The sequence below is a fragment of the Streptomyces sp. NPDC096193 genome (genome assembly GCF_040302905.1).
Taxonomy (GTDB): Bacteria; Actinomycetota; Actinomycetes; order Streptomycetales; family Streptomycetaceae; genus Streptomyces.
On record NZ_JBEOSJ010000016.1, the window covers coordinates 1 to 21,310 of the forward strand.

The 21,310-nt window shown below is 70.2% G+C and carries 21 protein-coding genes and 1 pseudogene; 9 read left to right on the top strand and 13 right to left on the bottom strand.

Annotation, left to right across the window (positions count from 1 at the left end; translation table 11 throughout):
- Nucleotides 1-567 precede the first annotated feature (567 nt).
- A complete protein-coding gene (locus ABTX78_RS22550; RefSeq protein WP_352208585.1) occupies nucleotides 568-1,209 on the bottom strand; it encodes a DNA-3-methyladenine glycosylase in 642 nt (213 codons plus the stop codon).
- A gap of 75 nt (nucleotides 1,210-1,284) precedes the next feature.
- On the opposite strand from ABTX78_RS22550, the gene ABTX78_RS22555 reads away from it, so the two are divergent.
- The 3 genes from ABTX78_RS22555 to ABTX78_RS22565 all read left to right on the top strand — a co-directional run bounded on the left by ABTX78_RS22555 (nucleotide 1,285) and on the right by ABTX78_RS22565 (nucleotide 3,352).
- Nucleotides 1,285-2,067, top strand: coding sequence for a sporulation protein (locus ABTX78_RS22555; RefSeq protein WP_352208586.1), 783 nt, complete (start codon nucleotides 1,285-1,287; stop codon nucleotides 2,065-2,067).
- An 86-nt stretch (nucleotides 2,068-2,153) separates the two neighbouring features.
- Nucleotides 2,154-2,690, top strand: a complete 537-nt coding sequence (locus ABTX78_RS22560; RefSeq protein ID WP_352208587.1) for a YbhB/YbcL family Raf kinase inhibitor-like protein — start codon at nucleotides 2,154-2,156, stop codon at nucleotides 2,688-2,690.
- Nucleotides 2,691-2,842: 152 nt separating this feature from the next.
- On the top strand, nucleotides 2,843-3,352 hold the full coding sequence (locus tag ABTX78_RS22565; protein WP_313947162.1) for an HNH endonuclease: 510 nt from the start codon (nucleotides 2,843-2,845) through the stop codon (nucleotides 3,350-3,352).
- A gap of 54 nt (nucleotides 3,353-3,406) precedes the next feature.
- Here the strand turns inward: ABTX78_RS22565 and ABTX78_RS22570 are convergent, their stop codons facing one another.
- From ABTX78_RS22570 to ABTX78_RS22585, 4 genes are all read right to left on the bottom strand, one after another.
- Entirely contained in the window at nucleotides 3,407-4,174 is a 768-nt protein-coding gene (locus ABTX78_RS22570; protein ID WP_352208588.1) for a sulfite exporter TauE/SafE family protein, read from the bottom strand.
- A 75-nt stretch (nucleotides 4,175-4,249) separates the two neighbouring features.
- Nucleotides 4,250-5,182 (bottom strand): SPFH domain-containing protein, encoded by a 933-nt coding sequence (locus tag ABTX78_RS22575; RefSeq protein ID WP_352208589.1) that lies wholly within the window; start codon nucleotides 5,180-5,182, stop codon nucleotides 4,250-4,252.
- 91 nt (nucleotides 5,183-5,273) lie between these two features.
- Entirely contained in the window at nucleotides 5,274-5,702 is a 429-nt protein-coding gene (locus ABTX78_RS22580; protein ID WP_327684969.1) for an NfeD family protein, read from the bottom strand.
- A 199-nt stretch (nucleotides 5,703-5,901) separates the two neighbouring features.
- A complete protein-coding gene (locus ABTX78_RS22585; RefSeq protein WP_352208590.1) occupies nucleotides 5,902-6,693 on the bottom strand; it encodes an ABC transporter ATP-binding protein in 792 nt (263 codons plus the stop codon).
- Nucleotides 6,694-6,828: 135 nt separating this feature from the next.
- On the opposite strand from ABTX78_RS22585, the gene ABTX78_RS22590 reads away from it, so the two are divergent.
- On the top strand, nucleotides 6,829-7,608 hold the full coding sequence (locus ABTX78_RS22590) for an Rv1486c family protein (RefSeq protein WP_352208591.1): 780 nt from the start codon (nucleotides 6,829-6,831) through the stop codon (nucleotides 7,606-7,608).
- 583 nt (nucleotides 7,609-8,191) lie between these two features.
- On the opposite strand, the gene ABTX78_RS22595 is transcribed toward ABTX78_RS22590, so the two are convergent.
- The 3 genes from ABTX78_RS22595 to ABTX78_RS22605 form a co-directional block, all read right to left on the bottom strand.
- Entirely contained in the window at nucleotides 8,192-8,440 is a 249-nt protein-coding gene (locus ABTX78_RS22595; RefSeq protein ID WP_352208592.1) for a chaplin, read from the bottom strand.
- A gap of 139 nt (nucleotides 8,441-8,579) precedes the next feature.
- Nucleotides 8,580-9,224 (bottom strand): response regulator, encoded by a 645-nt coding sequence (locus ABTX78_RS22600; RefSeq protein WP_352208593.1) that lies wholly within the window; start codon nucleotides 9,222-9,224, stop codon nucleotides 8,580-8,582.
- Nucleotides 9,217-10,362: a GAF domain-containing sensor histidine kinase gene (locus ABTX78_RS22605; RefSeq protein ID WP_352208594.1), complete on the bottom strand. Its 1,146-nt coding sequence runs from the start codon at nucleotides 10,360-10,362 to the stop codon at nucleotides 9,217-9,219. Before ABTX78_RS22605 ends, ABTX78_RS22600 begins: the two co-directional genes overlap by 8 nt.
- A 227-nt stretch (nucleotides 10,363-10,589) precedes the next feature.
- On the opposite strand from ABTX78_RS22605, the gene ABTX78_RS22610 reads away from it, so the two are divergent.
- The 3 genes from ABTX78_RS22610 to ABTX78_RS22620 all read left to right on the top strand — a co-directional run bounded on the left by ABTX78_RS22610 (nucleotide 10,590) and on the right by ABTX78_RS22620 (nucleotide 13,390).
- A complete protein-coding gene (locus tag ABTX78_RS22610; protein WP_352208595.1) occupies nucleotides 10,590-11,285 on the top strand; it encodes an SDR family NAD(P)-dependent oxidoreductase in 696 nt (231 codons plus the stop codon).
- A complete protein-coding gene (locus ABTX78_RS22615) occupies nucleotides 11,282-12,385 on the top strand; it encodes an S-adenosylmethionine:tRNA ribosyltransferase-isomerase (protein WP_502993932.1) in 1,104 nt (367 codons plus the stop codon). The genes ABTX78_RS22610 and ABTX78_RS22615 overlap by 4 nt, the downstream gene beginning before the upstream one ends.
- A gap of 279 nt (nucleotides 12,386-12,664) precedes the next feature.
- Nucleotides 12,665-13,390 (top strand): transglycosylase SLT domain-containing protein, encoded by a 726-nt coding sequence (locus tag ABTX78_RS22620; RefSeq protein ID WP_352208597.1) that lies wholly within the window; start codon nucleotides 12,665-12,667, stop codon nucleotides 13,388-13,390.
- A 72-nt stretch (nucleotides 13,391-13,462) separates the two neighbouring features.
- Here ABTX78_RS22620 and ABTX78_RS22625 read toward each other — a convergent pair whose 3' ends face one another.
- Nucleotides 13,463-15,970, bottom strand: a complete 2,508-nt coding sequence (locus ABTX78_RS22625; RefSeq protein WP_352208598.1) for an ABC transporter ATP-binding protein/permease — start codon at nucleotides 15,968-15,970, stop codon at nucleotides 13,463-13,465.
- A gap of 247 nt (nucleotides 15,971-16,217) precedes the next feature.
- Here ABTX78_RS22625 and ABTX78_RS22630 point away from each other — a divergent pair, with 247 nt between their 5' ends.
- On the top strand, nucleotides 16,218-18,056 hold the full coding sequence (locus ABTX78_RS22630; RefSeq protein ID WP_352208599.1) for a streptophobe family protein: 1,839 nt from the start codon (nucleotides 16,218-16,220) through the stop codon (nucleotides 18,054-18,056).
- A gap of 81 nt (nucleotides 18,057-18,137) precedes the next feature.
- Complete coding sequence (gene serB / locus ABTX78_RS22635) at nucleotides 18,138-19,355, top strand: phosphoserine phosphatase SerB (RefSeq protein WP_352208600.1); 1,218 nt, start codon at nucleotides 18,138-18,140, stop codon at nucleotides 19,353-19,355.
- A gap of 202 nt (nucleotides 19,356-19,557) precedes the next feature.
- Here the strand turns inward: serB and ABTX78_RS22640 are convergent.
- The 4 genes and pseudogenes from ABTX78_RS22640 to ABTX78_RS22655 all read right to left on the bottom strand — a co-directional run bounded on the left by ABTX78_RS22640 (nucleotide 19,558) and on the right by ABTX78_RS22655 (nucleotide 21,307).
- A pseudogene (locus ABTX78_RS22640) lies at nucleotides 19,558-19,955 on the bottom strand (iron chaperone).
- Between the two features lie 253 nt (nucleotides 19,956-20,208).
- Nucleotides 20,209-20,760 carry a SixA phosphatase family protein gene (locus ABTX78_RS22645; RefSeq protein ID WP_352208601.1) on the bottom strand — a complete coding sequence of 184 codons (552 nt, stop codon included), beginning with the start codon at nucleotides 20,758-20,760 and terminating at the stop codon, nucleotides 20,209-20,211.
- A 73-nt stretch (nucleotides 20,761-20,833) separates the two neighbouring features.
- The gene (locus ABTX78_RS22650; RefSeq protein ID WP_352208602.1) at nucleotides 20,834-21,034 is read right to left on the bottom strand and encodes a hypothetical protein; all 201 of its coding nucleotides are present in this window, start codon (nucleotides 21,032-21,034) and stop codon (nucleotides 20,834-20,836) included.
- A 156-nt stretch (nucleotides 21,035-21,190) separates the two neighbouring features.
- Nucleotides 21,191-21,307: an SGM_5486 family transporter-associated protein gene (locus tag ABTX78_RS22655; RefSeq protein WP_327684957.1), complete on the bottom strand. Its 117-nt coding sequence runs from the start codon at nucleotides 21,305-21,307 to the stop codon at nucleotides 21,191-21,193.
- Between the last annotated feature and the right edge of the window lie 3 nt (nucleotides 21,308-21,310).

The window sequence follows — 21,310 nt, forward strand, 5'->3', positions numbered from 1 at the left end:
CAGCGTTCGTCCTGAGCCAGGATCAAACTCTCCATGAATGTTTTCCCGTAATCGGGATGAACACCACAAGAGCGGAACAGTCGATCGGAATAAGACCGACTGTTCACAGCGTCCTCGCTGTGTCATTGCCTACCACCCCACAAAGGGGCCGGCAGGACTTTCAAAGGAACCTCGCCATCCGAAGATGGACGGGGTATCAACATATCTGGCGTTGACTTTTGGCACGCTGTTGAGTTCTCAAGGAACGGACGCTTCCTTTGTTCCCGTTTCCGGGCCCTCCGGGCGCTTCCCTTCGTTTCCAACCTTACCAGACTCTTTTTCCGTTCCGTTTCCGGTGTGGAATTCGATCCAGTGGCCGTTGGAAGGCCTTTTGCCTTTCGGCGCATTCACTACTTTAGCCGATTCCCTTGGCTACTCATAATCGAGTCACCGAGGCAAGAATTCCGGCATGCCGAAATCGAACCCGTTCTGGGCTGGTTGTCTGTAGTGGGTGGCCGCTTCAGGTTGCTGAACAGCAGGGCCTGTCTCAAGCGGCTCGGGCTACGTTAGGCGTCTCGGGAGGCCGAGTCAAGTTGCCCTGCGGCGCGGCGCGTGTGCCCGGTAGGGGCTCACCGTGGGGTCGCCGTCGATCCAGAAGCGCCACGGGTGGTGGGCTCCGTCGCCGCCGACTCCCGTGCGCGGACCGTTGCGGACCTGGTGAGGGGCGGGCGCAGTGCCGGGGTGCAGGGTCAGGGGTGAGTGGCCGTCGGCGCAGAAGTCCACACCATTGAGGGTGCGGTCGACGTCGAGCGCCGTGGCCAGACGGGCCGGGCCCTTGGCCAGTTCTCTGTCATGACGGGCTGAGATTCGACGTTTGCGGGCGTGCTCCGCGCCTACCAGTACCTCACCGGCTCGCAGCAGGACACCGCCTGCGCGGCCGACCGGGCCGCACACCACGTTCAAGCAGTGCCACATGCCGTAGGTGAAGTAGACGTACGCGTGACCGGGCGGTCCGAACATGACGTCGTTGCGGGCGGTGCGTCCGCGGAAGGCGTGGGAACCGGGGTCGAGCTCCCCCGCGTACGCCTCCACTTCGGTGATGCGCAGTTCGATGGAACCGTCGTCGTGGTGGCGTGCGAGGGTGCAGCCGAGGAGTTCGGGTGCGACCTCCAGTACAGGGCGGTCGAAGAACTCCCGCGACAACGGCGTACGGTCGGGGCTCTCGATCATGGCGTCCGAGGGTACCCGGGGAACCGGCTACGGTCGTGGCGCGTATGTAGGGGTCAGGACCTAGAAGGAGTGGACATGGGCTTCAAGAAGCTGCTCGCGAGCATGGGCGCCGGGGGCGCCTCCGTCGAGACAGTGCTCACCGAGGAGAACGTCGTACCGGGCGGGGTCGTCCAGGGCGAGGTGCGCATCCAGGGCGGTTCGGTGGACCAGCAGATCGAGGGACTGTCCGTCGGACTCCAGGCACGCGTCGAGGTCGAGGGCGGTGACCAGGAGGTCAAGCAGGACATCGAGTTCACCAAGCAGCGTCTCGGCGGTGCCTTCGAGGTGAAGGCCGGCGCGGTGCACGTGGTGCCGTTCGGGCTGGAGATTCCGTGGGAGACGCCGGTGACGAGCGTCGCCGGCCAGCAGCTGCGCGGGATGAACATCGGTGTGACCACGGAGCTGGAGATCGCGCGAGCCGTGGACTCGGGCGATCTGGACCCGATCAATGTGCACCCGCTGCCGGCGCAGCAGGCGATCCTGGACGCGTTCATCCAGCTCGGCTTCCGCTTCAAGAGCGCGGACATGGAGCGCGGGCACATCCGGGGCACGCGTCAGCGGCTGCCGTTCTACCAGGAGATCGAGTTCTTCCCGCCGCAGCAGTACCGCGGGCTGCACCAGGTCGAGCTCACCTTCGTCGCCGACGACCGCGAGATGGACGTCATCCTGGAGATGGACAAGAAGCCCGGCCTGTTCAGCGAGAGCAGTGACTCGTACAAGGCTTTCAAGGTGGGGCACCACGACTTCCAGTCGACCGACTGGAGTGCCTACCTCAACCAGTGGCTCGCCGATGTCGGTGGCCGGCGCAACTGGCTCTAGGGGTGCCGCCGGCCTGATCCGGACGGCCGGCCCTAGGGTCGGACCGGAAGAGCTTCAAACAGGACAGCCGCATCGGAGGTTCAGACGTGACCGAGCTCAAGAGGGCGCCCCTTCCGCACGACTTTCATCCCGAGGTGGCGTCGTTCACGGTGGTGAGCGACGACATCGAGCCGGGGTCGGTGCTGCGGGATGCCCAGGTCCAAGCGGCGGGCAACACCTCGCCGCATCTGCGGTGGGAGGGCTTCCCGGCCGAGACCAAGAGCTTCGCCGTGACGTGTTTCGATCCGGACGCGCCCACGGGCAGTGGTTTCTGGCACTGGGTGGTCTTCGACATTCCGGCTTCGGTCACGGAATTGCCGGCGGGTGCGGGCAGCGGGAAGTTCGAGGGGCTGCCCGACGACGCCGTTCAAGTCCGCAACGACTACGGGTCGCGGGACTTCGGCGGCGCGGCTCCGCCGGCCGGGGAGAACCACCGCTATGTGTTCACCGTGTACGCCGTGGACAGCGAGAAGCTCGGACCGGACGCGGATGTCTCGCCCGCGGTCGTGGGATTCAATCTGCGGTTCCACACGATTGCCCGTGCACAGTTGATCGGTGAGTACCAGGCTCCCGCGGAGCACTGACCGTTCGCTTGTTGTTTGCCCTGCCCTGGTCTTGGAGAGATCAGGGCAGGGCATCTTTTATTGCGTTGTCCATCTCGGCGCGCCCGGCCAGAGTTGATCCAAGCCCAGAGCCCGCCGAACAGGGCCGGGCCGGTGAACGGGAGGTGGGCGGGATGCGGGACACGCTGGTACTGAATGCGAGCTTCGAGCCGCTGTCGACGGTGACACTCAACCGTGCGGTCGTGCTGGTGCTCCAGGACAAGGCCGTCGTCGAGCAGGCCCACCCCGGACTCCGTGTGCGTGCGGCCGCGGTCGATCTGCCCGTGCCCCGGGTGATCAGGCTCTGCAGATACGTACGGGTGCCCTTTCGAAGACAGGCACCGTGGTCGAGACGGGGTGTGCTGATACGGGACCAGCACCGGTGCGCGTACTGCGGGAGGCGGGCGACGACCGTGGACCACGTGGTGCCGAGGTCGCACGGTGGTGCGGACAGCTGGCTCAACACGGTGGCCTCGTGCTCCGAGGACAACCACCGCAAGGCGGACCGTACGCCGGAGCAGGCGGGGATGCCGCTGCTGCACCAGCCGTTCGTACCGTCGCCGGCCGACGCGATGCTGCTGGGCATGAGGGCCGGTGAGCGCGCCGAGCTGCCGCAGTGGCTGGCGGCTCAGCCTGCCGCGTAGCCGGATCGAGAATGTGGGAGCCCGTCCCGGACGACCGGGGCGGGCTCCGGTGTGTCAGCGCAGCACCAGCTGGACGATGGCGGCGCTGCCGACGACGACGATGAGGGCACGGACGGCGGCCGGGGGCAGCCGTCGGCCGATCTTGGCGCCGAGCTGGCCACCGATGGCGGAGCCGACGGCGATCAGCAACACGGCTTGCCAGTCGAAGTGGGCGACGAAGAGGAAGAAGATCGCCGCGACGCTGTTGACGACGGCGGCGAGGATGTTCTTGACGGCGTTGAGGCGCTGGAGGCTGTCGTCGAGCAGCATGCCCATCAGGGACAGGTAGATGATCCCCTGGGCCGCGGTGAAGTAGCCGCCGTAGACGCTGGCGAGCAGCAGTCCGGTGAGCAGGAGCGGGCCGCCGTCGGGGCGGGCGTGGGTGCCGTGGCGGTCGCGGTGGCGCTGGACGGCCTTGGTGATCCAGGGCTGGAGAACGACCAGGACGAGGGCGATCCCCACGAGGACCGGCACGATCGTCTCGAACGCCGTGGACGGCAGCGTCAGCAGGAGTACGGCTCCGCTGACGCCGCCGATCGCGGCCACGACGCTCAGCCGCAGGACGCGTTTGCGCTGGCCGGTCAGTTCGGCGCGGTAGCCGATGGCCCCGCTGACCGAGCCGGGGATCAGGCCGAGGGCGTTGGAGACGGTCGCGGTGACCGGGGGCAGACCGGTGGCGAGGAGCACCGGGAAGGTGATCAGCGTGCCCGAGCCGACGATGGTGTTGATGGTGCCGGCGCCGATGCCCGCGGCGAAGACGGCGAGCATCTCCCAGATGGTCACGCTGTGCCCTTCGCTGATCGGTGCCTGCTGCACCGATCATGCCCGATGTCCTGCCCGTGTCCGAGCGGGGGTGCGTCAGCTCACGGGGGGCTCTTCGCGCCGCTCCTTGCCGGTGTTGAATCCGGGGCCTCCGCCGCTGCCCAGGTTGCCGAACGCTCCGGACAGGCCCTTGAGGGCGTCGCCGATCTCGCTGGGCACGATCCAGAGCTTGTTGGCATCGCCCTCGGCGATCTTCGGCAGCATCTGGAGGTACTGGTAGGAGAGCAGCTTCTGGTCCGGGTCTCCCGCGTGGATGGACTCGAAGACGGTACGGATGGCCTGGGCCTCACCCTCGGCGCGCAGGGCGGCCGCCTTCGCCTCACCCTCGGCGCGCAGGATCGCGGACTGCTTCTCACCCTCGGCCGTGAGGATCTGCGACTGGCGGATACCTTCGGCGGTGAGGATCGCCGCACGCTTGTCACGGTCGGCGCGCATCTGCTTCTCCATCGAGTCCTGGATGGAGGTCGGCGGCTCGATGGCCTTCAGCTCGACGCGGTTGACGCGGATGCCCCACTTGCCGGTGGCCTCGTCGAGGACACCGCGCAGCGCCGCGTTGATCTCCTCGCGGGAGGTCAGGGTCCGCTCCAGGTCCATGCCACCGATGATGTTGCGCAGGGTGGTGACGGTGAGCTGCTCGATGGCCTGGATGTAGCTGGCGACCTCGTAGGTCGCGGCCCGGGCGTCGGTGACCTGGTAGTAGATGACCGTGTCGATGTTGACCACCAGGTTGTCCTGGGTGATCACCGGCTGGGGCGGGAACGGCACGACCTGTTCGCGGAGGTCGATGCGGTTGCGGATGGAGTCGATGAACGGGACGACGATGTTGAGTCCCGCGTTGAGGGTGCGGGTGTAGCGCCCGAAGCGTTCGACGATGGCTGCGCTGGCCTGCGGGATGACCTGGATCGTCTTGATCAGGGCGATGAAGACCAGCACCACCAGAATGATCAGGACGATGATGATCGGTTGCATCGTGTTCCCTGTGCCCTTCGCTGCCGGATGGTGGAGATGATCGAGTTTCCCAGAAGTGGGCCTGGGGTGTTGGGCGTTCGGCTTCGTTCCGTCACATCACGACCGCGGTCGCGCCGTCGATCTCGACGACGTCGACCTGTTGGCCGGCCTCGAAACTCATGTCGGCGTCGAGGGCGCGTGCCGACCAGACCTCGCCGGCGAGCTTGATGCGGCCACCATTGCCGTCAACTCGCTCCAGGACAACCGCCTGACGGCCTTTCAGCGCGTCGACTCCGCTGGCGAACTGGGGGCGTTGAGCCCGGTGCCGGCTCGCGATCGGCCGTACCACCGCGATGAGGGCCACGGACACCACGGCGAACACGAGGACTTGGGCGACCGTGCCGCCGCCGAGTGCCGCGACGACGGCCGCGGCGACCGCTCCGGCGGACAGCATCCCGAACTCGGGCATCGCCGTCAGCACCAGCGGAATGCCCAGTCCGACCGCACCGATCAGCCACCACACCCACGCGTCGATTTCCACATGGTCATGGTAGATCGGCAGGTCGTGCTGGGGACAGGGGGCGAGGCGGGTCGGCGGCGGACAGACAGGCGCCGCCGGGGTGTTGGCGGGCCGCGATGGGGCGTGGGTCACCGGATGGTGCCGCCGGACCCGGGGCCACGGGGATGGTGAGCGTCGGCTGCGCGCCGGAGGCCGCGCCGAACAGAGGCCGGGAGTGCCGTCAGCCCAGCGGGAGGCCCTGGGCCGTCCAGCGTTCGCCGTTGCGCTCGACGAGCAGCGGGAGGCCGAAGCAGAGAGAGAGGTTGCGGGAGGTGAGCTCGGTCTCCATGGGGCCTGCGGCCAGCACCTTGCCCTGACGGATCATCAGGACATGGGTGAAGCCAGGGGCGATCTCCTCGACGTGGTGGGTGACCATGATCATGGAGGGGGCGTACGGGTCGCGGGCGAGACGCCCGAGACGGCGCACCAGGTCCTCGCGCCCGCCGAGGTCGAGTCCCGCGGCGGGCTCGTCCAGGAGCAGCATCTCGGGGTCGGTCATCATCGCGCGGGCGATCATCGTGCGCTTGCGCTCGCCCTCGGAGAGCGTGCCGAACCTGCGGTCGAGGTAGTCGGTCATCCCGAGCCGGTCGAGAAAGGCGCGGGCGCGCTCCTCGTCGACGGCGTCGTAGTTCTCGTGCCAGGTGGCGGTCATGCCGTACGCGGCCGTGAGGACCGTCTGGAGCACGGTCTGCCGCTTGGGCAGCTTCTCGGCCATGGCGATGCCGGCCATGCCGATGCGGGGACGGAGTTCGAAGACGTCCACGCCGCCGAGGCGCTCGTCGAGGATCTTGACCGTGCCGGTGGTCGGGAAGAGGTAGCTGGACGCGATGTTCAGGAGGGTCGTCTTGCCGGCGCCGTTGGGACCGAGGATGACCCAGCGCTCCCCCTCCTTGACCGACCAGGAGACGTCGTCCACCAGAGCGCGTCCGTCGCGGACCACGGATACGTCCACCAGCTCCAGTACATCGCTCATGAGCGCGTTGTCTCCCCATGCAATCGTCTTGAGGCCATAGGAGGCTTTTATGCGCCTGTGGGCACAGCTCCCAGGGAAAACCTACGCCACCGGCCGGGTACCCCCTCCCCCCGGCCCGGTCCCTAGGCTGGGTCCATGCTTTCGGAACCACGCTCAGGACGACTGGCGGCATGGGGAAACGCCCTGTTGGCCGGACTTGTATCACCGGACGACGCGGTTCTCGCGATCGTCGGCGAGGACGCGGTGCACCGCGTGGAGGGGCTTCCGGGCGAGGCGGGACCCGTCGGGCTCACGCTGGCGCTCGGGCGGCTGCGCGGGCTCGGGGTGACCGGCTTCCGGGTCGCGCTGCCCGCGCCGGGGCATCCGCTGGGGCTCAGCGGACCTCCGGCCTTCAACGCGCGAGCGCTCGACGCGGAGGAGGCCGTCGTCGGTTACGGCGCGGCGTACGGGCTCGTGCCGGAGGTGTCCGAGGCGGGGCCGGCCGGCGATGTGCACGTCGAGGTGGTCTGGCGCTGCCTGGAGGTACGGGAGGCGCCGCCTGCGGACGTGCCGTCGCTCGGCGAGGCCGAGCGGGAGCTGGCGGAGGCGCTGCGGGAGGCGACGGAGGTGCTGTCGCGGCTCGACGTGGCGGCGTCCGGGCCGGTGGCCGAGGCGGCGATCGACGCGTACCGGGCCCGGGCGGACCGGGGTGGGGAGACGCTCGCGCCCGGGTATCCGCCGCGGGCGGCACGGGTGTTGGAGCTTGCTCAGCGGATCGCGCTGCTGGTCTCGGTGGCGTACGAGAAGGGGCACGGGGGTGCGGTGAGCGCGTCCGAGATGGCGGCGCGGGGGGAGGCGCTGCGGCCGGTGGAGCGGGTGGCGCGGCGGGCGCAGGTGGCGGCGTACAACGCGTATGTGGAGGAGCGGGAGCGGTAGGGGCCTTTGCCGGGGCGTGTGGCCCGGGCCCCTGGTGTGCGGGGGGCCGTGGGGGTCCTGGTCGGGCGGGTGGTTGCGCGCGGGCCCTTCGCGGGGCGGGTGGTTGCGCGCGGGCCCTTCGCGGGGCGGGTGGTTGCGCCCGGGCCCTTCGCGGGGCGGGTGGTTGCGCCCGGGCCCTTCGCGGGGCGGGTGGTTGCGCCCGGGCCCTTCGCGGGGCTCCGCCCGGACCCCGCGCCTCAAACGCCGGCGAGGCTGAATTCCGGTACCCCAGCAACCCAGCAATAGAGAAGCCGCTTCCTGCGCCGGCGGGCAGCACCCCCCCAGGCCCATCACGGCCCCGCGCCTTAACGCCGGCGAGGCTGATTTCAGTGCCCCCGCAACCCAACGATGAAGGAGCCCCATCATGTGCGGCGGGCAGCACCGCCTCAACGCCGGCGAGGCTGGATATGGCTGCCGCGCCGGTACGCGAATCTCGGCACGGACGGGTGCCGAGACCGCCCATCAGACGCAGCGAGGCTGGACCTGGCTGCGGGCGCGCCCTCGCCGGCGGGCAGCAGGGCCCGCCGGCGACGGCGAAGGGGTGTCAGCCGTTCAGGCCCAGGTTGCCGAAGGCCGGGTTCAGGACGCCGATCACGTTGACGCTGTTGCCGACCGCGTTCACCGGGACGTGGATCGGGGCCTGGATCAGGTTGCCCGAGGCGACGCCCGGGGAGCCCACGGCCTTGCCGTCGGCGTACGCGCCGCCGTCGGACGCCGACGCGGCCCCCGCGCCCGCGGCGACGATGCCACCGGCGACGATGGTCAGGACTGCGGCCTTCTTCAGGTTCATCACTTCGAAAATCCTCCTGGACATTCGCTGCGGCCGGCCGCCGCAGCACGCCATGGAGAACGGCCCAGGGACGATCAGGATGCGCCGTACGGGTGACATACACCCGACAGTATGAATCTCGGACCGGAGCGCGACGATCCGATTAGCTGGTCAGTCCGTGTCGTACGGCCCACAGCGCCGCCTGTGTGCGGTCCGCGAGGTCCAGCTTCATCAGGATGTTCGAGACGTGCGTCTTGACGGTCTTCTCGGACAGGACGAGCGCGCGGGCGATCTCGCGGTTGGACCGGCCGTCCGCGATCAGGCCGAGCACCTCCCGCTCGCGCTCGGTGAGCGAACCGCCGCGGCCCGTGCCGTTGCCCGGCTCGTCCTGGGACAGCAGCGCGCCCGCGACCTCCGGCTGGAGCAGTACATGGCCCGCGTGGACGGAGCGGATGGCGCGCGCGAGGGCCTCCGGGTCGACGTCCTTGTAGACGTAGCCCGAGGCGCCGGCGCGCAGGGCGGGGACCACGGTGCGCTGCTCGGTGAAGCTGGTGACGATCAGCACCCGGGCCGGGTTGGAGAGGTCGCGGAGCTTGCGCAGGGCCTCGATGCCGTCGGTGCCGGGCATCTTCACGTCCATCAGGACGACGTCCGGTTTCAGTTCCTCCGCGCGCGCCACGCCCTCGTCCCCGTCACCCGCCTCACCGACCACCTCGATGTCGTCCTGGACCTCGAGGAAGGTGCGCAACCCGCGGCGGACCACCTGGTGGTCGTCGACCAGCAGCACGCGAATAGTCCTGTCAGCCACCGGGGACCTCCATCTCGATCGTCGTGCCCTTCCCGGGCGCGGACTGCACCGTGAGCTTTCCCCCGACCCCGCCCGCCCTGTCGCGCATCGAGACGAGGCCCAGGTGGCGGCCGGCCCGGCGGACCGTGCGGGGCTCGAAGCCCGTGCCGTTGTCCGTGACGCTGAGGACCGCGCCCTGGCCGCGGCGGGCCAGGACCACGTCGACCCTGTCGCCCCCGGAGTGCCGCAGCGCGTTGTGCAGGGCCTCCTGGGTGACCCGCAGCAGGGCCTCCTCCTGGGCCGCGGGCAGAGCCCGGACCCCGCAGGTGTCGAACGTGACCCGGGCGCTGTGGGCCCGGTCGAGGACCTGTATCTGCGTACGGAGGGTGTTGACGAGCCCGTCCTCGTCCAGCGCCGCCGGGCGCAACTCCACGACGGCCGCGCGCAGTTCGTCCGCGGCCTCGGCGGCCAGCGAGGCGACCTGGTGGAGTTCGCCCTTGGCGCGCGCCGGATCGCGGTCGACCAGGGCGGCGGCGGCCTGGGCCGTGAGCCGCAGGGAGAAGAGCTTCTGGCTCACGGCGTCGTGCAGTTCGTGGGCGAGGCGTGAGCGCTCCTCGGCGATGGTGAGTTCACGGCTTCGTTCGTAGAGCCGGGCGTTGGTCAGGGCGATGGCCGCGTGCTGGGCGAGGATCGCCAGCAGTTCCTCGTCCTCCTCGGTGAATCCGCAGCCGCCCTCGGGCTTCGGGCAGCGCTTGTTGGCGAGGAAGAGCGCGCCGATGGTCTCCTCGCCGTCCTTCACGGGCAGGCCGAGGAAGTCGGACATGTCGGGGTGGGCGGAGGGCCAGCCCTCGAAGCGGGGGTCCTCGCGCACGTCCCCGAGCCGCTCGGTCTTGGCGTCGCGGAGCATGGCGGCGAGGATGCCGTGCTGCCGGGGCAGCGGTCCGATCGCCTTCCACTGTTCGTCACTGACCCCGTCGACCACGAACTGCGCGAAGCCGCCGTGGTCGTCCGGGACGCCCAGTGCCGCGTACTCCGCGTCGAGGAGCTCTCGCGCCGAGGCGACGATCGTCTTCAGCACGTCGCGGACCTCGAGATGCCTGCTCATGGCGAGCAGCGCGGTGCTCACGGCCGCGAGACCGGAGCGTGGTCGGTGGCTCATGAACTCACCGTACCCGCGGGGTGTGACGGTCCGTATCGGCCCGCGGACGCAGTCGCCCGGGTCCGGAGGCCTAGGTCCTCCCCCGCTCGTCCGAGTCCCCTCCCGCGGCAAGTGGCGATGGAGACCTAGGTCGAAGAACCGGGCAGGAAGGGGTCCCGCGCACGAGGTGGCGGGGCAGGTCGCGTTCCTACGGTGAGGGCATCGACGCGGACAAGGGGATGGACGCCATGCCGGTAGCAGTGATCACGGGTGCTTCGAAGGGGCTGGGGCACGCCCTGGCCGCGGCTCTCGCGGAGCGGGGCTGGGACCTCGTGCTGGGGGCGAGGACCGAGGGCGTACTGAGGGAGAGCGCGCGGCGGGTGGCCGCGCACGGGACGCGGGTCGTGGCGGTCGCCGGTGATGTGACCGATCCGGCGCACCGCGGGGAGCTGGTGGCCGCGGCCCGCGGGCTGGGCGGGCTCGATCTGCTGGTGAGCAATGCCAGTGCGCTGGGGGCGGAGCCGCTGGTGCGGCTGGAGGCACTGCCGCTGGAGGGGCTGCGGGCGGCTCTGGAGACCAACGTGGTGGCCGCGATGGGGCTGGTCCAAGAGGCGCTGCCGCTGCTGCGGGTGTCGGACGCGGGGACGGTGATCGCGGTGAGTTCGGACGCGGCGGCCGAGGCGTACGAGACGTGGGGCGGTTACGGAGCGTCGAAGGCCGCGCTGGACCACCTCACGGCGGTGCTCGCGGTCGAGGAGCCGGGGCTGCGGGTGTGGGCGGTGGACCCGGGCGACATGCAGACGGATCTCTACGCGGCGGCGGTGCCGGACGACGACGATCCGCGCCCGGACCCGGCCTCGGTGGTCCCCGGCTTCCTGCGGCTGCTGGACGAGCGTCCGGTCAGCGGCCGGTACGGGGCGCCGGCGCTGCTGGGGTCCGTGTGAGGGGCGGTCGCGGGGCCGCAGAAGGGGAAGGGGTTGTCGTGCTGGACACGCTGCGGGTGCCGGAGGAACTGTCGGCGAGGGTGCCCGCCGAGGTGCGCGGCTCGGGCCGGGACGACGTACGTCTGATGGTCTCGGAGGGGACGCGGGTGACCCATCACGCATTCCGGGATCTGCCCAATCTGCTGCGGGCCGGTGACGTGCTGGTGGTCAACACCTCCGCCACGCTGCCGGCCGCCGTCAACGGCCGTCTCGGTGGCGAAGCGGTCGTCGTCCACTTCTCGACGCGTGGGGACGACGGCCGGTGGGCGGTGGAGCTGCGGGCACCCGACGGCGGGGGCAGCACTCTTCCGCGCGCGGGCGGGCCCGCGGGCGCGCGCGTGAGGCTGCCCGGGGGCGAGCATCTGGTGCTGGAGGAACCGCTGGCTCCCGGGGGCGTGCGGCTGTGGTGGGCGTCGGTGTCCGTGGCCGTGCCGGGGCTGCTGCGCCGCCACGGGCGGCCGATCCGCTACGGGTACACGGCCGGGGACCAGCCGCTGTCCGCGTACCGGACGGTGTTCGCGCTCCCCTCCCCCGACGGCAGCGGCTCGGCGGAGATGCCGAGCGCCGCCCGGCCCTTCACGCCTCGGCTGGTGGCGGAGCTGGTGAGCCGGGGGGTGCAGTTCGCTCCCCTCACCCTGCACACGGGGGTGGCCTCCGTCGAGGCGCACGAGCCGCCGTACCCGGAGCGCTTCGAGGTGCCCGCGGCGACGGCGTGGCTGGTGAACGCGGCACGGGCGGGCGGCGGACGGATCCTCGCGGTCGGCACGACCGCCGTACGGGCGCTGGAGTCGGCGACGGGCCCCGGCGGGGTGGTGCGGGCGGCGTCGGGGTGGACCGATCTGGTGGTCACGCCCGAACGGGGGGTGCGTGTCGTGGACGGGCTGCTGACCGGGCTGCACGAGCCCGAGGCCTCGCATCTGCTGATGCTGGAGGCGATCGCCGGGCGTGCGGCTCTGGGGCGGGCGTACGGGGAGGCGCTCGAACGCCGCTACCTGTGGCACGAGTTCGGCGACATCCATCTTCTTCTACCCGCAGAAAGCACTCACTCTTCGCATTGCTGAAGCAACGGATGGTGAAATGGCTTGCTCTCCCGTGTGAGCCCGCGCATAGGACGCAGATCACTTACGAAGCAGACTAGTGGATACAAAAAGGGCACTTGAGCATGGGATGAATGGGCATACGGGCGATTTGCCCGACCCCTGATCCACTATCGCGGATCGTACGTCACACCTTTGCCAGGGGATTTTGCTGGCGCTAAGAATTGCAGCCGTCGCCCGCCGTTAGAGCGCAGCGCCGCTCCGGCCTGATGCGACTTCCGCTACTCGAAGAGGTACGACGATATGTCCGCGTTCAGCACCCGTATGACCAAGACCCGCAAGGTCTCGATCGCCGGTATCGCCGCCGCCGGTGTCGCAGCTCTGACCCTTTCCCTCGCTCCGGCCGGCGAGAGCGACGCCGCCGTCGCCGTCGCCGAGCCGCAGGCCGCGCAGAGGATCGCCCCGGTGGCGATGACCCTCGACGCGCCGAAGACCCTGTCGCTCAACGCCGCCGACCAGTCGGCTTCCGCGGCCAAGGTGAAGGCCGCGGCCGTCGCCGCGGCGAAGAAGGCGTCCGCCGAGGCCGCCGCCACGAAGAAGGCAGCTGCCGACGCTGCCGCCAAGAAGAAGGCCGCCGCCGAGGCTGCCGCCAAGAAGCGGATGGCCGACCAGGCCGCCAGCCGTGCCGCCGCTCGCAAGCCCGTCTACACGAACAACCTGGACGGCTGGATCCGCGAGTCGCTCGACATCATGAAGAAGCACAAGATCCCGGGCAGCTACCAGGGTCTGCACAAGAACATCATCCGCGAGTCCAGCGGTAACCCGAACGCCATCAACAACTGGGACATCAACGCGATCAACGGCGTCCCCTCGATAGGCCTGCTCCAGGTCATCAAGCCGACCTTCGACGCGTACCACGTCCCCGGCACCAAGCACAGCCAGTACGACCCGGTCGCCAACATCGTCGCCGCGGCCAACTACGCCGCCGACCGCTACGGTTCGATCGACAACGTCAACAGCGCCTACTGAGGCTGACGACCCACACGCCGGAGGGCGGCACCCCATGCGGGGTGCCGCCCTCCGGCGCGTCTCAGGTGCTGCCTACTTGCGCATGACCTCGGGCTCGTGGCGGCGCAGGAAGCGCGCGACGAGGAAGCCGCAGAAGGCTCCGAGGGCGAGCAGGGCGGCCATGTCCATGCCCCAGGCCGCGGCCTCGTGGTCCCACAGCGGGTCGGTGCTGGTCGGGTCGTCCGGGTTCGGGCTGATCTTGTTGAAGTCCAGCGTGGCCCCGGCGGCGGCGACCGCCCACCGCGACGGCATCAGATACGAGAACTCGTTGACGCCGACGGTGCCGTGCAGGATGAACAGACACCCGGTGAAGACGACCTGGATGATCGCGAACATCACCAGCAGCGGCATCGTCTTCTCGGCGGTCTTCACGAGCGCCGAGATGATCAGGCCGAACATCATCGAGGTGAAGCCGAGCGCCATGATCGGCACGGACAGTTCGAGCATCACCGCGCCGCCCATGACCAGACCCTCGGAGGGCAGCTCACGGGTGGAGAAGCCGATCGCGCCGACCAGGGCACCCTGGAGCACTGTGATCATGCCCAGGACGATCACCTTGGACATCAGATACGCGGAGCGCGACAGACCCGTCGCGCGCTCGCGCTCGTAGATCACCCGCTCCTTGATCAGCTCACGGACCGAGTTCGCGGCGCCCGCGAAGCACGCGCCGACCGCGAGGATCAACAGGACCGTGGTCGCCGTGCCGTTCGGGATGATCCGGCCGGTCTGCGCGTTCACGTTCGGCAGCAGACCCTTGTCCGGGTCGATGAGCAGGCTGACCGCGCCGAGCACCGCCGGCAGGATCAGCATGAGCGCCATGAAGCCCTTGTCGGACGCGATCACCGACACATAGCGGCGGACCAGCGTGATCAGCTGGGAGCCCCAGCTCTGCGGCTTCGGCGGCTTGCTCTGCTGCGTCACCAGGTTCACCGGCTGCGCGGCGACGGCGTCGATGTCGGCCGCGTACATCTGGTAGTGCTGCGAGCCGCGCCAGCGGCCCGCCCAGTCGTAGTCGCGGTAGTTCTCGAACGCCGAGAAGACGTCGGCCCACGTGCTGTAGCCGAAGAAGTTGAGCGCTTCCTCCGGCGGACCGAAGTACGCGACGGAGCCGCCCGGAGCCATGACGAGCAGCTTGTCGCACAGCTGGAGCTCGGCCACGGAGTGGGTGACCACGAGGACGGTGCGGCCGTCGTCGGCGAGGCCGCGCAGCAGCTGCATCACATCGCGGTCCATGCCCGGGTCGAGACCGGAGGTCGGCTCGTCCAGGAAGATCAGCGACGGCTTCGTCAACAGCTCCAGAGCGACCGAGACGCGCTTGCGCTGGCCGCCGGAGAGCGAGGTGATCTTCTTGTCCTTGTGGATGTCGAGCTTGAGCTCGCGCAGCACCTCGTCGATACGGGCTTCGCGCTCCGCGTTCGCGGTGTCGCCCGGGAAGCGGAGCTTGGCCGCGTACCTGAGCGCCTTACGGACCGTGAGCTCCTTGTGCAGGATGTCGTCCTGCGGGACCAGGCCGATGCGCTGGCGCAGCTCGGCGAACTGCTTGTAGAGGCTCCGGTTGTCGTAGAGCACATCGCCCTGGTTGGCGGGCCGGTAGCCGGTGAGCGCCTTCAGCAGGGTGGACTTGCCCGAGCCCGAGGGGCCGATGACACCGATGAGCGACTTCTCCGGCACACCGAAGGACACGTCGCGCAGGATCTGCTTGCCGCCGTCGACCGTCACCGTGAGGTGGCGGGCGGAGAAGGAGACCTCGCCGGTGTCGACGAACTCCTCCAGCTGGCCGCCGACGATACGGAACGTCGAGTGGCCGACGCCGACGATGTCGTTCGGGCCGATGAGGGCCGTACCGGACTTGGCGATCGGCTGACCGTTGACGTACGTACCGTTGTGGGATCCGAGGTCACGGATCTCGAAGCGGCCGTCCGGGTGCGAGCTGAACTCGGCGTGGTGGCGCGAGACCTGGAGGTCGGAGACCACCAGTTCGTTCTCCAGCGCACGGCCGATACGCATCACGCGGCCGAGCGAGAGCTGGTGGAACGTGGTCGGGCTGCGGTCCCCGTAGACCGGTGGCGCCCCCGCCGCGCCGCCGGAACCGCCCGGACCGCCCTGGTGCGGAACCTGCGCCTGCTGCGGCTCGGGCCAGTTCTGCTCCGGAGCCTGCTGCCACTGCTGCTGCGGCGGCTGTTGGGCCGGAGCCTGCTGAGCTGCCGCCTGCTGAGGAGCCGCCGCCTGTGCGCTGTAGGCGCCCGCCGCCGCACCGGACAGACTCAGCCGCGGTCCGTCGGTGGCGTTGCCCAGATGCACGGCCGAGCCGGGACCGATCTCCAACTGATGGATCCGCTGGCCCTGTACATACGTGCCGTTGGTGCTGCCGTGATCCTCGATGACCCAACTGCGGCCGCCCCAGCTGATGCTGGCGTGCCGCCACGAGACCCTGGCGTCGTCGATCACCAGATCACCCTGCGGATCACGTCCGAGGGTGTACGACCTGGACGGATCGAGCGTCCAGGTCCTTCCATTCAATTCCAGTACGAGTTCCGGCACTCCATGCCCCACTAGTTGTCCCCCGAGTTCCCCCCGTCAAAGGGAGTCTAGGGATGGCGAACATCGTGGGGAACTATTTCAGGCGCGGTCCCGTATCCGAAAGTCGGGCCTTGTGAAGACCGCGTCCCGGTTGCCCGTTGACGGAGTCGAAACACCCCCGGAGAGTGGTAAGCACCCATCAGTCGGCACGGATCATGCTGGACTGGGGACAACTGGGTCAAACCCAGCAGGGATCGGGGGGTCCGGGATGAGCGCGACCGGCAGCGACGCCAAGGTGCCCTGGGTCGACGTGGCGCTGTCGTCGATCGCCGCGGTGAGCTGGGCCCTGATGGGTATGGCGGGCGCGGCGGCGCTCGGCCTGCATCTGCTGGGCGCCGACGCATCGGCCTCGCCGGGCCCGATGACGGCGGCCGTGGTGGTGCTCGCCGTGAACGGTTCGGTGACGCCGAGCGGTGATGTGTCCGCCTTCGGACTCGACGGCGCGACGGCCGAAACGGCTGTCGACTTCACGCCACTCGGAGTGGGCCTGTACGGTGCGCTGCCCCTTGCGTACGTCTTTCTACGCTCTCTGCGGCGGGCCGGTCCGCACATACCGGGAGGTGAACTCGCCGCTCGCGCGGGCGGTGTGGTCGTCCTGTTCGTCGCGACCGTCGGCGGGCTCGCGTGGGCGGGCCATGACGTCATCACCATCGACGGCGCGGAGCTGGGGCTCAGCGGCGCGATCCCGGGAACGGGTGGGGACGGCGGGATCGAGGCCCCGGGTCTCGGCGACATCGGTGACATCGGGGGGCTGCTGCCGGACCGCATCGGGGACCTGGTCGACGCGGACGCGGCCGTCGGGTTCAGCGTGAACACCGCGGACTCACTGCTCGGGGCGCTGCTGTGGGTGAGCGGCGTGCTGGTCGTCGCGCTGCTCGCCGGCCGGCGCGCGCCGCTGCCGAGGGGTGCGCTGTGGGAGGCGGTACGGCACCACGTCCGTCCCGCGGCCTCGGCGATGGTCGCGGTGATGCTGGTCGCCGTGCTCGCGGGATACGCGGCGGCGGCCTACGCGGCCGTCGGCGACGACCACCCGAGGCGGATCGCGGGTGCGGCGCTGCTCGGGGCGCCCAACGGGGCGTGGCTCGGGGTCCCACTGGGGCTGTTCGTGCCGTGGGACGGCAGGGCCACGGGTGAACTGGCGAGGGTGCTGCCGGACCCGCTGGACGAGTTCCTGCGGATCTCGGCGGCCGAGCCGGCCACCGTAAGCAGGCTGGCCGAACTGGACGGCAGGGTGTGGCTGCTCACGGCGGCGACGGCCGTGATGATGTTGTACGCCGGGGTGTTGGCGGCCTCCCGGACTCCGGTCGACCGCCGGGGAGCGGCGGGTTTCGCGGGCCGGTGCGCGGTGCGGCTGGCTTCGGTGGGCGCCCTGACGTTGCCGCTGCTGGTGTGGCTGACGGACGTGTCCGCCGACGCGTCGCTGTCGGTCCTCGGCTTCGACGCGTTCGGTGCGGGCATCGAGCTGCACGGCCGGGCGGACATGGCGCTGGTGCTGGGTGCGGCGTGGGGAGCCGTGGCGGGCGGGGCGGGGGCGCTGCTGGTGTACGTGACCCGGGGCGGCCCGCGGGACGAGGACGCGTTCCCCGTCGGGGTGAGCGAGCGACCGGGGCCGTACCGGCCGGCATCGCCGCACCGGCCGCCGAACCCCGACACGAACCCCTATCTGCGCCTGCCGCCCGAGGTCCGCGACGCGCCTGCGGAGGGGGGTGCTGCGCAGGACCGGACTGGGCGAGACGGGACTGTGCGGGACCGGACTGTGCGGGACCGGACTGTGCAGGACCGGACTGCGCGGGGCGGGGCGGCGTGGGGCGGGGCGGCGTGGGGCCGGGGGGCGGCTTCGCGGGAGGGCGACGTCCCTTTGCCCGGCCGGGGCACTTCTGTGCAGAGGGATCGCGGGGCTCCTGCGGACCGGGACCGTGGCGGCCCGCCGGAGATCCACGGCGCGCCGACCGTCGCGGGGTCCATGCCTCCCCCGCCGCGCCGCCGGCCCCCGCCCGAGCGGGAGGACGGCCCGCCGCCGCCCGGGCCGCCGAAGTCCGGCAGGTAGCCGGTCACCGGATCGGACGCGTGTCCGCTCCTCGGGACGCGACGTCTCGCGGTCGTCCGGGCCCGATACGGTGGAACCACCATGAGCGCTTCGCAGACTTCCGACGTACCCACCCTTCTCGTCAAGATCTTCGGGAAGGACCGTCCCGGGATCACGGCCGGTCTCTTCGACACCCTCGCCGCCTTCTCCGTCGACGTCGTCGACATTGAGCAGGTCGTCTCCCGTGGCCGCCTCGTGCTGTGCGCGCTGGTGACCGCTCCGACCGCGGGCGGCACCTCGGAGGGCGAGCTGCGGTCCACCGTCCACAGCTGGGCCGATTCGCTGAAACTCCAGGCCGAGATCATCTCGGGCACCGGAGACAACCGGCCGCGCGGCAGCGGCCGTTCCCATGTCACGGTGCTCGGGCACCCCCTGACGGCCGAGTCGACGGCGGCCATAGCGACCAGGATCGCGTCCACCGGCGGAAACATCGACCGTATCTTCCGGCTCGCGAAGTACCCGGTCACCGCCGTGGAGTTCGCCGTCTCCGGTGTGGAGACCGAGGCCCTGCGTACGGTCCTGGCGACGGAGGCCGCGGACATCGGCGTCGACGTCGCGGTGGTGTCGGCGGGTCTGCACCGCCGCGCCCAGCGCCTCGTCGTGATGGATGTCGACTCCACGCTCATCCAGGACGAGGTCATCGAGCTGTTCGCGGCGCACGCGGGCTGCGAGGACAAGGTCACCGAGGTCACGGCCGCGGCGATGCGGGGCGAGCTGGACTTCGAGCAGTCGCTGCACGCGAGGGTGGCGCTGCTGGCCGGGCTCGACGCCTCGGTCGTGGACAAGGTGCGCGCGGAGGTACGGCTGACGCCGGGCGCCCGCACCCTGATCCGTACGCTCAAGCGGCTCGGCTTCCAAGTGGGCGTGGTCTCCGGCGGGTTCACCCAGGTCACGGACGATCTGAAGGAACGCCTGGGGCTGGATTTCGCCTCGGCGAACACGCTGGAGATCGTCGACGGGAAGCTGACCGGCAAGGTGCTCGGCGAGATCGTGGACCGGGCGGGCAAGGCGCGGCTGCTGCGCAGGTTCGCGGCGGAGGCCGGCGTACCGCTGGCGCAGACGGTGGCGATCGGCGACGGTGCCAACGACCTGGACATGCTCAACGCGGCCGGGCTCGGGGTCGCGTTCAACGCCAAGCCGGTGGTCCGCGAGGCCGCCCACACCGCCGTGAACGTGCCGTTCCTGGACACGGTCCTCTATCTGCTGGGGATCACCAGGGAAGAGGTCGAGGCGGCGGACGAGCCGAACGCCGAGCACTGAGCACTGAGCCGCGGGCGTCGACGGCACCTGCTGCGGCGCGGGTGACCGGCCGGAGACGGCCGAGGCCCCGGCACGGGCGTGCCGGGGCCTGTCGTTATCCGCTTCGGTCGTCTCCTGCTCCGGCCGCGGCGGGTCTGCTCCCCCGGGCCGCCGGGAGGGGCCGGGCACGGGAGGGTCGACCGCCCCCGTCCACCGGCCGGGCTCAGCCCACTGCTTGCTTCACCAGCGCGCCGCGATCCGCGCCTCCACGTCCGGTGTGACCTCGGTGAGGGCGAATCCGGCCGCCCACATCGTGCCCTCGTCCAGCTTCCCTTGGTCGCTGAACCCGAGCGTCGCGTAGCGCGCCTTGAACTTCTCCGCGCTCTGGAAGAAGCAGACGATCTTGCCGTCCAGCGCCTAGGCGGGCATGCCGTACCAGAGCTCCGGCGCGAGGTCCGGGACACTGTCGGTGATGACGGCATGGACGCGCTCGGCCATGACCCGGTCCGATTCCTGCATCTCCGCGATCTTCGCGACCACGTCCCGCGCCGCCTCCGCCGCCTTGTCCGCGCGCGAACTGCGGCGGGCCGCCTTCTTCAGCTCCTGGGCGTGATCCTTCATCGCGGCCCCTTCGTCGGCCGAGAATCCCTCGTGCGTTCTGCTGCTGCTTCGAGCCCTCCCCTTGGGTCACCGGCAACACATCACCGAGAAGGCCGGAACGATTCCCGGCGGCCTCGGCACGCCGTGCACAGTTCCTCGGCACCGTGTTCGCGCGGGCAGCCCGAACTACAGCCCCGGCACAGCCCGATGGGCCGCCGGGCCGAGGTCCGGCCTCCGCCGGTACCGGCTGGGCAGCCGGCGGCCCCCGCACGGCTCAGTCGTGCGGCGCCCAGTACTCGAGCAGGGTGCCGACCCCGTGCTCCAGGGATTTCCAGGAGCCGGTGAAGCCGACGACGGCGAACGACGACGTCGGAAAACCGCTCTGCGTCATACGGGCGAGCGCATCCGCCTCCGCCTTGCCGGCGAGGGCGTCCGCGAGCGCGTGCATGCCGGGGTTGTGGCCGATGACGAGCAGGTCGTTGACCGTGTCGTCGGTCTCGTTCAGCAGCGCGAGCAGGTCGCCGAGCGAGGCGTCGTACAGACGCTCCTCGTACACCGTCTTCGGGCGGTGCGGCAGCTCGTGCACCGCCAGCTTCCACGTCTCACGGGTTCTGGCCGCCGTCGAGCACAGAGCCAGGTCGAAGGCGATTCCGGTTTCGCCGAGCCGGCGGCCTGCCACCGGGGCATCCATGCGGCCGCGGTCGGCGAGCGGGCGCTCATGGTCGGCCACTTCAGGCCAGTCGGCCTTCGCATGCCGGAGGAGCACGAGCCTGCGGGATTCGGGGGGTCCGGGGGGTGTGCCACCGGACGACGTGGCGACGCTCATGCACTCCAGCTTCGCATGAAATGCGCCAACGGGCGCAGGGTGTTGACCGGCTGCCCCGCCACGAGTGATTCCGTCAGCGGGCGAGTATGTGCAGGATGTGTTCGAGGATGCGGCCCATCGCGGGGTCGCCGTTCGCGGCCTGTGCCTGCGCGGGATCGGCGATCACCACGAGCAGGACGACGAAGGCGAGCATCGGGAGCGCCACGCCCCACCACGGAAGCCGGATGTCGACGCTGCCCTTGGTCCGGGACGGGGACTGCGTGTGGGCCGGCATGGCCGCCTCCGTGGGGTCTGTGGCTGATGACCTCAAACCTACGGATCATGCGTGCGGCGGCCCATCCGGTGACCCACCCACTTCACCCTGACCCTGGCCCCCTAGGGGATGGTGGTGCCAGCACCACCATCGCCGAGCGGCAGGCCAACGGCCGTGTCAGGGAGAGGCGATGGAGGCGATGATGCCGATCACCACGGTCACGGCGAGCATCGCGCCGAAGACGAGGAGAAGCTTCTTCTGGCCGTTCGGGGGGTTCGGATCGAGCACAGGCATGCG